At 65.0% G+C, this 14056-nt stretch carries 5 protein-coding genes; 2 read left to right on the forward strand and 3 right to left on the reverse strand.

Annotation, left to right across the window (positions count from 1 at the left end):
* Positions 1-51: 51 nt before the first annotated feature.
* Complete coding sequence (locus tag ACFPFW_RS13845; RefSeq protein ID WP_114956699.1) at positions 52-1896, forward strand: hypothetical protein; 1845 nt, start codon at positions 52-54, stop codon at positions 1894-1896.
* 52 nt (positions 1897-1948) lie between these two features.
* Here ACFPFW_RS13845 and ACFPFW_RS13850 read toward each other — a convergent pair whose 3' ends face one another.
* From ACFPFW_RS13850 to ACFPFW_RS13860, 3 genes are all read right to left on the reverse strand, one after another.
* Complete coding sequence (locus tag ACFPFW_RS13850) at positions 1949-2665, reverse strand: DUF2141 domain-containing protein (protein ID WP_114956698.1); 717 nt, start codon at positions 2663-2665, stop codon at positions 1949-1951.
* Between the two features lie 183 nt (positions 2666-2848).
* Positions 2849-4819: a glycerophosphodiester phosphodiesterase family protein gene (locus tag ACFPFW_RS13855; RefSeq protein ID WP_379771177.1), complete on the reverse strand. Its 1971-nt coding sequence runs from the start codon at positions 4817-4819 to the stop codon at positions 2849-2851.
* A 229-nt stretch (positions 4820-5048) separates the two neighbouring features.
* Positions 5049-12254 (reverse strand): 3-keto-alpha-glucoside-1,2-lyase-like domain-containing protein, encoded by a 7206-nt coding sequence (locus tag ACFPFW_RS13860; protein ID WP_379771179.1) that lies wholly within the window; start codon positions 12252-12254, stop codon positions 5049-5051.
* 366 nt (positions 12255-12620) lie between these two features.
* Between ACFPFW_RS13860 and ACFPFW_RS13865 the strand changes: the two genes are divergently transcribed.
* Positions 12621-14051 (forward strand): MFS transporter, encoded by a 1431-nt coding sequence (locus ACFPFW_RS13865; protein ID WP_114957769.1) that lies wholly within the window; start codon positions 12621-12623, stop codon positions 14049-14051.
* The last annotated feature ends 5 nt before the right edge of the window (positions 14052-14056 follow it).

Here is a 14056-nt window from a genome sequence, read left to right on the forward strand (position 1 = left end):
GAAATCACCCAAGCCTGATACGATTTTGACAGGGGTCAAAGGGGGGATTGGATGAGGCCGGGCTTACGAGTTTCCGTTCTGTCGCTTGCCTTCTTCGCTACATCTCCATTCCTCGCCTCAGCCGAGGAAGAAAAGCCCGTCAACAGCTCGCTGGTCGCCGAGAAGGTCTACAATCTCAACCGCACCAAGATCCTGCAGAGCAACACTCCGTCGCTCCGGCCGGGTTCCGTCTACGACGTCATCACCTATTTCGAGTCGCTGCTGCGCGCCCCGCGGCCCGGCTACAATTACGAGTTCATCGATTCCGGCCTCGGCGCCACCGAGCCGCTTTATCCGATGATGCAGAAGGGCCATCAGGCCAGCTACGCTCAGTTGATCCCGGCCGCGATCTGGGAGGATTCCCGCCACATCGACCACCAGTCCTCGCTGGAGACGCCGGAGGGCTGCAAGGTCGACAGCGCCTATCTGCTGCGCCACATCGACGAATATCCGAAGACCACGTTTGAGAAGGAGCGCAAGGAAGGCTATACCCGCGTCGTCGTCCGGCTGGAGCACTATACCAGGCTGCGCCCCGACGCCGAATGCGGCCGCCATGTCGCGCACGATCCCGATCCGAACTTCGACCCGATGAAGTTCATGTGGGACCATCGCGACGCGATGAGCCTCGCGGATTTTCCCCAGAAAGAGCTCCAGCGCTTCGAGGCCAAGCTCTCGGTCAACTACCCGATGAAAGAGCTACGCGACTACGATCAGCGCAAGCCGTTCGATCTGAACGACCTGAAGCGCAACTCGCTCTGGTACTACCCCGATGGCCACGCCTTCGACTACGGCATCGACACGCCCCGCCCGCAGAAGGGCCTGAAGGCATTCTCGCTGCCGCGCCAGATGGTGGTCGAGGCGACGCCTGAGATGCGGACGGAATATCCGCTCGGCTCGCTGCTGCAGCCGGACGAGTTCGCGAAGTTGCTCGACTTCCTGAAGGGCCAGCCCTTCCCCGGATACGACCCCTCCACCGAGCCCGGCAACGACACGCTGCGCCTTTCAGACGTCACGCCGAACAACGTCTACACCTCAGGTCTCGTCATCCAGCCGATCAGGGATGTCGAGGCCGACGTCGCGGACATGGCGCATTTTAGGCTGGTCGGCATGACGATGAAGCCGCAGGAGCCGCAGCTCGACGCGGCCTGGACCGGCGAGCGCATCATCCCGCAGGTGCGCTTCACGTACCAGATGATCAATCCGCTCGATCCCATCCATATGAGCGAGCAGCTTTTCCTGCACCTCAAATGGGACGTCGTCGACCGCCTTGCCGACGACAAAACCCGCGCCGAGCAGCAGCGCCATTTCATGACCCGCCTCGACGAACTGACCCGGGCGCGCGAAAGCGGCAATGGCGACGGCAAGCTGCGCGATTTCATCCGCGAATTCACGACGGCGCGGCCGGTCCACGGCATCCAGTGGGGCTCGGCGCTGACCGGCATCTGGATCTTCGGCAATCTCGAACGCCACAACCTCACCGGCCAGCTCGCGGCGGCGAAAACGATCCGCCAGGGCATCGACTACGGCTATTACTCGTCGGTCTACGACACCGATCTGCTGCGCGCCGAGATCGAGAAGTCGCAAGGCGCGCGGAAGGCCGAGCTGACGGAGGTGCTGTCCTCACTGACGGTCGACACCTTCCGCGATCCGAAGCGGCAGGACGTCCACGCGATCCGCTTCAACACCGTCTCATGCGCCCAGTGCCACCAGCTTTCCGGCCGTGACGGCGTGCATATGTCGATCAACGACGGCATCAACAGCAAGATCAAGTCGCCGACGATCGTCTCGGAATACTTCTTCCACGAGGCCGATGCGCAGCTTCGCGGCGACATGCAGAAATGGCTCGCGGCGAACTGAACCTGCCGCGCTGACGAAAAAGCCCGGAACTCGCGTTCCGGGCTTTGCTTTTTTACTTTGGCGCGGGTGCCGGCATCACGGCGGTCGGCTTGGGCGCCGCGGCGGCCTTCGGAGCGGCCGGCGCCTTGGCTGTGGCCGGTTTCGCGGTGGTCGGAGTTGAGGCCGGCGGAAGACCGCCGAGGACCGGCGCGGGCAGCGGGGTTCCCTCGGGCGGCGGATTCATGACGTCGCCGACGAGCACGACCGGCACGGTCTCGATCGGCGCCTTGCCGAGACCTTTCTTCTTCTTGGTCGCGGTCACGGTCTGGAGCGTGATCTCGATCGTGGTCTCTTCCGGTCCGTCGAGCACGTCCATCGCCAGATCCTCGTGATCGGGCGGCGGAATCAGCTTGGAGCCGGCACCGTTGCTGAGAGCAAACGGCTCCTTCGGCATTCCCAGCATGTTGCGCTCATTCTTGCCGCTCTCGTCCATGTCCTGATAGCCGACGAAGGCATAGCGGCCGGGCGGCACGTTCTGGAAGCGGAAACCGAGGGTCTCGGCGCTGGCCGGCTGCTCCGCCGAGAACTGCCTGCATTCGTCGAGCGGGCCGGTGTTGCAGAAGGCGACGCGAACGATGCCCTTGGTGGGCTCGATACCGTCTATCAGGAGAAGGACATCCGCCGCCTGCGCGGACGAGACCGATAGAACGCTCGCGAAAGCAAGCGCGCCGAGCCCTGCAATGCCCGACCGGGACATGAGAGTGCGTTGGTCTGATTTGATCCTCGGCATCTGTCTCTCCTTGCGAGATGCGTACGCTAATGTGTCGGACGGCTTTGTTGCGGACGATATAGCCGAAAGTGTGAGTGGAAGGGATCGCAAGCGAGAAACAAGGTTACGGTTCCCAGGGAAATACTTGTCTGATCAACAAAAAGGGCGCCTTTCGGCGCCCTCTCGTTTTTCTGTCCTATCGGCTCAGACGAAGCGGAAGTCGTCCGCGCCGAGCGTGGCGAGCTTGGTGTGGTCGAGCGTCAGCGTGGTGTCCTCGTCGATCGTGAACACGACATCGGAGCCGACCTGCACCGCCGAGGCCATCGCCGCGGCGAAGTCGGCGAAGATGTCGATCGAGAACTCGAGCACGTCGGCGCTGGCGCCCGACGTCGCGAAGTCCGAGATCACGTCGTGGCCAAAGCCTTGAGCGAAGACGAAGGTGTCGCCGCCCGAACCGCCCTTCAGCAGGTCGTCGCCCGCGCCGCCCTCGATCCGGTCCACGCCCGAACCGGCGTCGACCGTGTCGTTGCCGGCGCCGGCGGTGATCACGTCGTCGCCAGAACCGGCGTCGATCAGATCATCGCCCTCGCCGCCGTCGACGAGATCGTTGCCCGAACCGCCCTTCAGCGTGTCGTTGCCGATGCCGCCGGAGACCGAGTCGTCGCCCGAACCGCCGTCGACATTGTCGTTGCCGGCGCCGCCGGCGACGAGGTCGTCGCCCGCGCCGCCCTTCAGCGTGTCGTTGCCGAGGCCGCCGTCGAACACGTCATTGCCGTTGCCGCCGGTGACGACGTCGTCGCCCGCGCCGAACCGGAACGCTTCGATGCCGGAGAACGTGTCGGTGCCGATGCCGGCGCCCGAGGCCGTGCCGGCCCCGACATTGAGATTGATCGCGCCGGTGGCATCGGAAAGGTCGAGCGTGTCGACGCCCGCTCCGCCGGCGATCGTGTCGTCGCCGGCGCCGCCCTTCAGCGTGTCGTCGCCGGCACCACCATCGATCGTGTCGTTGCCGGCGCTGCCGTCGAGAACGTTTGCGGCATCGTCGCCGGTCAGCGTGTCGTCGCCCTTGCCGCCGATAACATTCTCGATTCCGACGAGCTCATCCGCGCCCGCTTCGTCGCCGTAGGCGCTCCCCGTCGAAAGGTCGACGGTGACGCCCGTGGTGTCGCTGAGTCCGGCCAGATAGGAGACGGTATCGATGCCGTCGCCGCCATCGAGCACGTCGTCGCCCACGCCGCCGACCAGCACGTCATCACCTTCGCCGCCGGCGAGATCGTCGTCGCCCGAACCACCAAAGAGGACGTCGTTTCCGGCCTCGCCGTCGATCACATCGTCGCCGGCATCGCCGTACGCCACGTCGTTGCCGTCACCGAGGCTGATGGTGTCGTCGCCCTTCATGCCATAGGCGAGGTCGTCGCCGGCCGTGCCGGAGATCTCGTCGTCGCCTTCCGTGCCGTAGGCAACGGTCACGTTGTTGATGTTCGAGATGCTCTCGCGGGCAGTATTGGTCTCGTCGACGAAGACGCCGTCGACATTGAGGTCGACGAGCCTCTGGATCTGGTCACGGGTACCGGTGATCGTCCAGGTGACGACTTCGAGTCCGAGCGCGTGAGCGGCGGCGACGCCCTCCGCCGTCAGGAGACTCTGATGGGGCGCGATGATGTCGGCATAGGCCGCGACCTGCTCCAGGGTCGCCGTACTCAGATTGGTGGCGCCGAGGAAAGCGAGCGGAATGTCCAGGCCGTATTGCGGCATGATGGTATCGTTCAGCATCTGCAGGTTCGCAGAGGAGAAGCTCTGGATGACGACACGGTCCGGATCGGTGAACTCGTGCGCGATCAGCTCCTTAACGACGGCCTCGCTGGTCGCGTAGTCGGTGCTCTTGGTCTCGGGAATGATGCCGATGGAGCGACCGGTCTCGATCGACATGGTTTTGACGATCTCGATGACCTCGCCGAAGGTCTGGAGCGCAGGCTCGAGTGCCTTCGCCTCTTCATAGGTCAGGTTCGAATAGTTGTGGTTGTCGTGGCTGACGACGAGCACGCCGTCCTTGGTCAGCCACAGATCCGGCTCGATGACGTCCGCGCCCCAATTGACGCCCCAGACATGGGCTTCGCGCGAGTGATCCGGGTACGGGTTGGTTCCGCGATGGGCGTAAATATCGATATCGGACATGATGAATCCTCAAACAATGATGGCATGAGCCGCGACAGCAGCATCGCGACGCGAGCGAACGGAATCGAATTGAACGACCGGACCGGCTCCGTTCATGACCGGCCTGGAAGGGACGCCCGTTCAGGCGTGCGGAAGCCACCGCCGCACGAGGTGCGGCGGCGGAAAAGACGGTCTTTCCTCAGTAGAGCGGGTCGTGTGGCGGGGCGGCCGGGCCGCCCCGCTTCAATGCTCAGACGAAGCGGAAGTCGTCCGCGCCGAGATTGGCGAGCTTGACGTGGTCGAGGGTCAGCGTGGTGTCCCCGTCGATCGTGAACACCACGTCCGAGCCGACCTGCGTCGCCGAGGCCATCGCCGAGGCGAAGTCGGCGAACACGTCGATCGAGAACTCCAGCACGTCGGCGCTGGCGCCCGACGTCGCGAAGTCGGAGATCGTGTCGTGGCCGAAGCCGGCCGCGAAGACGAAGGTGTCCTGACCCGAACCGCCCTTCAGCAGGTCGTCGCCCGCGCCGCCCTCGATCCGGTCCACGCCCGAACCGGCGTCGACCGTGTCGTTGCCGGCGCCGGCGGTGATCACGTCGTCGCCAGAACCGGCGTCGATCAGATCATTGCCCTCGCCGCCGTCGACGAGATCGTTGCCCGAACCGCCCTTCAGCGTGTCGTTGCCGATGCCGCCGGAGACGGTGTCGTCACCAGAACCGCCGTCGACCAAGTCGTTGCCCGCACCGCCCGCGACCAGGTCGTCGCCGGCCCCGCCCTTCACCGTATCGTTGCCCTCGCCGCCATCGATGCCGTCATTGCCGTTGCCGCCGGTGATGACGTCGTCGCCAGCACCGAAGAGGAGGCTCTCGATGTTGGTGAAGGTGTCGCTGCCGATGCCCTCAGCCGACACCTTGCCCGCCGCGAAGTCGACCGTGATCGGGCCGGTGGCGCGCGCCAGGAACAGGGTGTCGAAGCCGTCGCCGCCGTCGATCGTGTCATTGCCGAGATCGGCCAGGATCGTGTCGTCGCCGGAGCCGGCGAAGATCGTGTCGTTGCCTTCCGCGCCGTAGATGTAATCGTTGCCAGCGCCGCCATAGATCAGGTCGTCGCCGAAGCTCGTCGTGATGTCGTCGTTGCCGTCGCCGGCATCGACCGTCACCGCGCCGAGATACGAGTTCATCGTGATCCGGTCATTGCCCTCGCCGAGGAGGATCGTGCCGCTGATGGTCGAGCCGATATAGAGGTTCACGACGTCATCGCCCGCCCCCATGTCGATCGCCGAACCGCCGGTCGCCGTGATCGAGCCCGAATTGCTCAGCACGTCGTTGCCGCCGCCCATCGACACGCCGCCGACGATCCGGCCGGCACTGTTGTTGATGAGTTCGTCAGCGTAGTTGCCGACGAGGTTGATCGCCTCGTTGCCGCGCAGGTCGAACCGCGCTGCGTCCGCCGGATCAACCCCTTCAGGACCATGACCGTCGCCCTGGATCAGGCCGTCATTGACGATCAGGGTCGCACCGAGCGCGTTCTCGTTGCTCGAATTGTCGACCTGGATGCCGCGGCCGTAGCCGTAGATCTCGCCCGACGCATTGTTGACGATGGTGCCGCCGCCGATCGCGATGCCTTCCGACACGTTCGGCTCGCCGTCATGGTAGCCCTCGGCGCCGAGACCCTTGATCTTGCCGTAGTTCAGGATCTGCACCAGACCGTCGACGTCGATCGCGTCGCCGTCCGAGTCGGCGAGCTCCGCCGAGCGGCCTTCCATCGTGCCGCGATTGGTGATGAACACCTTGTCGGCTTCCGAACCGTCATTGTCGATGTTCACCGCCGAACCGTTGCGGCCGATCATCGTGCCGTCGTTGACGACGGTCACGGCATGATCGCCGGTCACGACATGGCGCGAGCCTTCCATCAGGCCGCCGGCATAGTTGTTGACCTTGCCGCCGGTGTCGCTCTGGAAGTCGATCAGGTCTCCGCCGCCGACTAGGCCTTCGGCCGCGATGATCGTTCCCCAATTGTTGACGGTGCCGTTCTGGCCGGGACGCAGCACGTCGGCGTCGCCGGAGGTCAGTCCGGTGTTGCGGATGACGCCGCCGGCCAGGTTGTTGATGGTGGCGCGACCGCCCGAGCCATCGAAGCTGCGGAAGTCGATCACGCGACCGCCCGACGAGGCCTCGATCACACCGGAATTGTTGAGCGTGATCGTGGCCGTCGCGGCACCGCTGGCGCCGGGGCTGATCTGGCCACGGATGGTGCCGCCCGCGAGATTGTTGAACTCGAGATCGCCACTCGCGCCTGCTGTCGTCTGCAGCGTGCGACTGCCTTCGATCAGGCCCGAATTGTCGACCACGACGTCGCCACCCGTCCAGGTGACGGCGTTGTTGGCAAGAAGCTTGCCGCCGGTCTCGACCGTCAGGACATCCTCGTTGTTGAGCACGACCGCGCTGGTGACGGTCGCGCCGTCCTCGATGCTGACCGTGGAATAGTCGCTGTCCGCGACCGACCAGGTGCCGCCCGCGACCACGAGGTTTTCGACATCGGTGGTCTCGCCAAGCGCAGCCGTGCCGGCGCCGCCGAGACGAACCGTGTCGTCGCCCTCGCCGCCGTCGAGCGAGGCCGGGAGGCCGCTCTCGATGGAGACCTGGATCTCGTCGTCGCCCTCGCCGCCCGACACGTCGTCGCCTTCACCGGCGATCAAAGTGTCGTTGCCGGCTTCGCCGTCGATCGTGTCGTAGCCTTCGCCACCGTCGATGACGTCGTCACCCTCGCCGCCGAGCAGTTCGTCGTCGCCCGCGCCGCCCTGGATGTCGTCGTCGCCCTCGCCGCCCTCGACGAGGTCGTCGCCTTCACCGGCGTCGACCAGGTCGTCGCCCTCGCCGGCATTGATGCTGTCGTCGCCGGCCGCGCCCGTCAGCGTGTCGTCGCCGGCAAGACCGATGATCTCGTCGTCGCCGATATCGCCCGTCAGCTCATTGTCGAATTCGTCGCCGATGAGGACGAGGTCGCCGACCGGCGGCTCGGCATCGGAGAGATCGACGACGGTGACGTTGTCGAAGCTCAGGCCCTGATTGCCCCATGAATAGAGGCCGACAGTGCCCTTCTCGTTGCCGTGGTCCTCGATCGCATAGGCGAAGATTTCCTCGCCGTTGATGAAGGCGGTGATGCGGTTGTCGACGATGTCGACGCGCAGCTCGAACGCCTTGCCCGGCTCGTACTTGCCCGGAACCTGGCCGAGGATCTCCTCGACGCCGTCGCGCATGCGCAGCAGGTTGAAGACGCTGCCCGCGCCGTTGCCCGGATCGCGGTCGAGCGTGCCTTCCGCGTCGAGCTCCAGCTTGTAGTAGTTGTTGGCGTCCGTGTAGTGGAACAGGAAGCCGAGGCCGTCATTGTCCGGCGTCTGCACGGTCGCCTGGACCGAATAGTCGTCCCAATCCTTCGCCGCCGGGTCGTTGTAGAGTGCGTAGGTGCCGACGCGCAGCACATTGACGCCGTCGCCGAGCGGGCTCCAGCCGCGCTGCCAGTAATCCGGATTGCTCGCGCCGTCCCAGGTCAGCTCGCGACTCTGCAGGTCGGAATTCTGCTGCAGCTTGCCGTCGACGAGTACCCAGTCGGAGGACTTGCCGTCGGCGCCGATGCCGCCGAACTCGCCCTCGTCCACGATCGTCCACTTCGACAGGGAAGCCGCCGACGAGAAATCCTCGGAAACGAGGAGCTTGTCCTTGGCCACCACCTCGACGTCGACGCGGTCGGTCGAGGTCTTGCCGCTGCCGTCGGTGACGGTCAGCGTCAGCTTGTTGACGCCGGCGTCGAAATCGACCGTCGGGTTCTTGCCGGTGGCGACCTGCTCGCCGTCCTCGTTGGTCCACACCCACGAGACGATGTCGGTCAGGCCGTACGAGCCGTCGGCATGCAAAGTCACCGCGACATGGCCGTCGCCGTCGGTGTCGAACACGCGCTGGTCCTCGCCGGCATGGGCGGTGAGGTCGGCGCGGGTGACCGCGATGTCATCGAAGATCGAGGAGCGCTGGCCGCTGGAATAGAGGCCGACCGTGCCGTGCGTCAGCGGGTTGGTGGCATCGACCACCGGGCCGCCGAAGACGTTCTTGTCGCCGAGGAAGGCGTTGATCACGCCGTCGATCACCGCGACCTTGAGCTTCAGCTCGACGTTGAACTGGTAGCCCGCCTCGGTCGAGGCTAGCACCGTCTCGACGCCGTCCTGCACCTTGACGATCTCGCGGCGGTTGGTCTCGCCATCGAGGGTGAAGCGATAATAGTTCTCGTCGTCCTGATAGTAGAAGACGACGCCGACCGCGTCGTTGTCCATCGAGGTCACGCCGGCTTCGAGGACGTAGTTCGCCCAGTCATTGGCGCCCTCGCCCGTCCACACCAGCTTGTTGCCGGCCGCGTCGGACATGTCCCACAGCGCGCCTTCCGGAGCCGGCATGCCGGCCTCGGCGTCCGGCCGCGAGAACACGGTGCCCTTGAGCAGGAACGGACCGGTCTCGCCGCCCTGGCCCATGCCGATATGGCCGGGGCCGTAGGTCGGGGCCAGGTCGTCGTCGTTGAAGTCGAACTGCGAAGCATAGAGGCTCGGAGCGGACTGGGTGATGCCGCCGGCCTTGGCGCCGCCGAGATCGGCGATCTCCTGGTCGGTGTAGACCTTGTCGGTGATCAAGAGGCTCGAGACGTAGAGGTTCGAGTTCTCGCCGTCCTCGTCCGAGAAGATCAGGCCGCCCTTCGAGACGTCGAAGGCGAAGCGGTCAGCCGGCATGGTCTGCTCGCCCACCTTCTGGCCCTCGATGTACTTGCTGATGAGGACGTTGCCATTGCCCTGGTCCTCGACGACGAAGGCGATGCGCTGCCAGGCGTCGTACTGGAACGCGCCCGGATAATTGCCGCCGATGCCGATGCCGCCGGTGGTGGCGCCGGTCTTGCGGATGAAGAGCTCCGCGTCGCTCGCATTGTTCACGTCGGTCTGGAACAGCGAGGTGTATTCACTCGCGGTCGCCAGCGGAACGTAGAGGTCGTAGACCAGCGTGTAGGACGTGATCACCGTGCCGGCCGGAACGCCCGGCAGCGGCGACAGGAAGAACTTCTCGCCGCTCGACAGCGCCGGAACATGGCCGACCTTGTCTTCGGGACCGAGCGCCGGGATGCCGAAATCGGCGGCCGTGCCGACGCCGACCGTGATGCCCTGGTCAGGGCCCGTCGACCAGCCCGCCGCGTCGCCGTCGTTGAAGTTCTCGACCAGCAGCGTGTCCTCGCCGCGCACGACGATGACGACCTTGTCGGTGGTGACGAGACCATTGGTGTCGGTGACCTTCAGCGTCAGCTCATGCTTGCCGAGATCGAATTCGACCGACGGCTTCTGGCCGGTCGCGACGACGTCGCCGTCCTCGTTCAGCCATTCATAGGTCAGGCCTTCGGACTTCGGGTTGAGCGAGGTCGAGGCGTCGAGATTGACCAGCGCCGCGTCGCTGCCGTCACCGGCCTCGACGAACAGGTCGTCGCCGGCCTTGGCCATGGCGAAGAGGTCGGGCGTGCCGACGTTCACGTCCGTGAACGTCTCCTGATGACCGCGATATTCGCCGGTCAGGCCGTCACGATCGAGCTCCGGCTTCACGCGGTAGCCGTCGAGGTAGTCGTCGAACTCGGTGAAATAGGTCTCGGTCGAGATCGTGTTGTTGTCCGGGTCGATGACGACGAGGCGCATCGCGCCGTTGCCGCCATTGTTGCCGAGCGCCTCGTTGCCGTTGCCGGTGATCTCGCGGGAGATGCCGTTCTGGTAGTTCACCAGCATCTCGAACACGGGATTGCCGTACTGCGAATAGCTGACATTCGTCTCGGCGCCGTCGCCGAAGATGTGACCCGAGAAGGTCATCGAGATGTTCGGGTACTTGGCCAGCAGTTCGCGATAGACCGTCTCGCCGTCGTTGGCGCCCTGCGGGTCGCGGCCGATGCCGTAATCGTAGCCCGCGCCTTCATCGTACAGCGGACCACCGAGCGGATCGTGGCGGCCGGCATAGTCGGTCAGCGAGTGCGAGACGATGATCACGCGGTGATCGAGATTCTCCTCGATGATGTCGCCGGCCCAGCGAAGCACGTCGTCGCGCGGACCGAATTCCATGTTCAGCACCAGCCATTTGGTGCCGTCGGTGCCCTCGAAGGTCGAATAGGTGTTGCGGGCGCTGTTCTGCTCCTGGTCGTATGCGCCGCCGAACGTGTCCGGGTTCGTGGCTTCCTGCTTGTCCGGGGAGAAGCGCTCGTCGAGATAGACCGAGGAATGGTCGGCGGCGGAGCCACCGGCGGCCTGGTCGTGATTGCCCGGCAGCAGCGAGTACGGGATCTTGCCGTCGAGCTTGCGGAGCGCCGCCTCGGCGATATCCCACTGGCCCGGCAGGTTGTTCTGGGTGACGTCGCCGACATGCATCACGAACTTGATGTTCATGGTGTCCTTCTGGTCGACGAGCCACTGCGTCATGTCGCCGAAGATGTGCGAGAGATGCGCGTTGTCGGTGTAGTCCTGCGTATCCGGCAGAACCGCGAGCGTGTAGGCGTTCTCGCCGGCGACGCGGACGCGGAACGTGTCGCTCGCGACATTGCCCTCACCATCGGTCGCCTTGACGCGGACGTCGGAGAAGCCGAGATCGCCAAAGTCGAGGCTGAGCTTGCCGTCGGTGATGGTCGCGTTGACTACTTCGCCCTCGGCCGTCTCAACCGTGTAGGTCAGGCCTTCGCCCTGAAACACCGTCGCGAGATCAATGACGAGGGTCTCCTCGTCCGGGGTGACCATCATGTCCTTGATCTGGCTGATCACGGCGACCGGATCGGGATCCGGCTCGACCGGCGGCGCGGCGCGATCGACCAGGGTGCCGTTGCCGAAGGTCGGCTCGAAGCTCTCTCCGGTGAAGTCGAACTGGGTTGCCTGCGTGCCTTCCGGGGCCGAGGCGAGGATGCCCGAAACGCCGTCCGAGGTGCCGAGCGCGCCGATCTCGGTCGCGGTCATCGCGCGGTCGACGAACAGGAAGCTGTTGAGCGAGCCCGGAGCCGTCTCCCCGTCCTCGTCGGCCAGGATCAGGAAGCCGCCGTCCGACAGCGTGAAGCGGGCGAGATTGCCGCTCGTGATCGTCTGCGTGTCGACCAGCACGCCATCGATGTACTTGGCCATCTGGTCGCCGTCGATGGTGACCGCCACGCGGTGCCACTGGCCGAGCGCGGCCGAGCCGTCATAGTCCTGGTTATGTCCGATGCCGAAGGTCGAGCCGCTCTTGCGCATGAAGAGTTCGGCGTCGCTGGCGTTGTTGAGATCGGTCTGCAGCAGAGCGGCGTAGCCGCCCATTGTCGCGACGTTGATATCGAACACCATGGTGTAGCTCGACACAGTGCCGGCGATGCCCGGATCGACGAGGAAGCCGCCCTGGGGATTCGCGGCGGGATAATTCAGCTGATCGACCATGGGAGTTCTCCAGAAGATCTCAGTAGGAAAGACGGTTTCGTTTCCACGAACACTGCTCGTGGAATGTATAGTCGTAGAAGTTCGAACGCAGTCCGGCGCCGAGCCGGCTCAGGAAACTCAGGCCGCCTCTTTGACCAAAGTTTATGACGGCGCGTTTACCGTTTTGCGAAAATCAAAACACGGGCAAAATCGCGCTACACGTTGAAGTTGAAGGATAAATGCGGAAAGACCGCTGACGCTGCCCCTACGATTTTTAATCCGCGCCCCGCCGGGAGAAGAGAACCGGACCGTGCCCGCCGATGGGAACCGGAGGGAACTTCGCAGTACCGGAACGGGTCCGTCGCCGTCGGGGTTTGTTCTCCGACCATGCAGCGCTCCCCCACTCTCGACATCGTCGAATCCCGAGTCCCCGCCCGCCTCGAACGGCTGCCCTGGGGGCGATTCCACACGCTCGTCGTCATTGCGCTCGGCATCACCTGGATCCTCGACGGTCTGGAGGTGACGCTTGCCGGAGCTCTGGCAGGCGCGCTGAAGGACAGTCCCGTCCTGAGGATGAGCAATGCGGAAGTCGGCCTCGCCGCCAGCGCCTATCTGGCGGGCGCGGTGCTCGGCGCGCTCGGCTTCGGCTGGCTGACCGACCGGCTGGGGCGGAAGAAGCTCTTCTTCATCACGCTCGCGGTCTACATCCTGGCCACCGCCGGCACCGCCTTCTCATGGAACGTCTGGAGCTTCGTCCTCTTCCGCTTCCTGACTGGCGCGGGCATCGGCGGCGAATACACCGCGATCAATTCGACGATCCAAGAACTCATCCCCGCGCGCTATCGCGGCCGGACCGACCTCATCATCAATGGCAGCTTCTGGATCGGCGCGGCGCTCGGCGCCATCGGCTCGCTGATCCTGCTCGATCCCGCGATCATCGACCCCGAACTCGGCTGGCGACTCGCCTTCTTCATCGGCGCCGTGCTCGGACTTTTCATCCTCGTATTGCGCTCATGGCTGCCGGAAAGCCCGCGCTGGCTGATGACGCATGGCCGCGCCGACCAGGCCGAGTTCGTCGTCGAGCGCATCGAACAGGGGTGGGCGATCCCCCTGCCCGATCCGGACGGCGAACCGATCCGGGTACGCCCGCGCACCCATACGCCGATGAGGGAAGCACTGACCGCGATCTTCGTCACCAATCCGAGGCGCGCCTTCGTCGGGCTGTCGCTGATGGCCTCGCAGGCCTTCTTCTACAACGCGATCTTCTTCACCTACGCTCTCGTCCTGATGGACTTCTACGGCGTCGCCTCGGCCGATATCGGCTGGTACATCCTGCCTTTCGCCGCCGGCAATTTCCTCGGCCCGGTCATGCTCGGCCACCTCTTCGACACGATCGGCCGCCGCATCATGATCGCCGGCACCTACGCCATCTCCGGCCTGCTGCTGACCTTGACCGGCTGGCTCTTCGTCGAGGGCGTGCTCTCGGCGACCACGCAGACGCTGTGCTGGTCGGTGATTTTCTTCTTCGCCTCCTGCGCCGCGAGCTCGGCCTATCTCACCGTCAGCGAGACCTTCCCGCTGGAAGTCCGCGCTCTCGCCATCGCGATCTTCTACGCGATCGGCACCGGCGTGGGTGGCGTGGCCGGCCCGGCGGTGTTCGCCTGGCTGGTCGAGACCGGGTCGCGTGAGGCGGTGTTCGGAGGTTATGTGTTCGGATCGGCGCTCATGTTGTTCGCGGCAGCCGTGATGTGGAAATGGGGCATCGCGGCCGAGCGGCGGGCGCTGGAAGACGTTGCCCGGCCGCTCGCCTGGGAGTGACGGTC

The sequence above is a fragment of the Flaviflagellibacter deserti genome, from assembly GCF_042652085.1.
In the GTDB taxonomy this organism is placed as follows: domain Bacteria; phylum Pseudomonadota; class Alphaproteobacteria; order Rhizobiales; family Methylopilaceae; genus Flaviflagellibacter; species Flaviflagellibacter deserti.

Excerpts from the sequence above, each read along its gene's own strand:
- ACFPFW_RS13845 (WP_114956699.1), top strand. The coding sequence starts at position 52 with ATGAGGCCGGGCTTACGAGTTTCCGTTCTGTCGCTTGCCTTCTTCGCT.
- ACFPFW_RS13850 (WP_114956698.1), bottom strand. The coding sequence starts at position 2,665 with ATGCCGAGGATCAAATCAGACCAACGCACTCTCATGTCCCGGTCGGGC.
- ACFPFW_RS13855 (WP_379771177.1), bottom strand. The coding sequence starts at position 4,819 with ATGTCCGATATCGATATTTACGCCCATCGCGGAACCAACCCGTACCCG.
- ACFPFW_RS13860 (WP_379771179.1), bottom strand. The coding sequence starts at position 12,254 with ATGGTCGATCAGCTGAATTATCCCGCCGCGAATCCCCAGGGCGGCTTC.
- ACFPFW_RS13865 (WP_114957769.1), top strand. The coding sequence starts at position 12,621 with ATGCAGCGCTCCCCCACTCTCGACATCGTCGAATCCCGAGTCCCCGCC.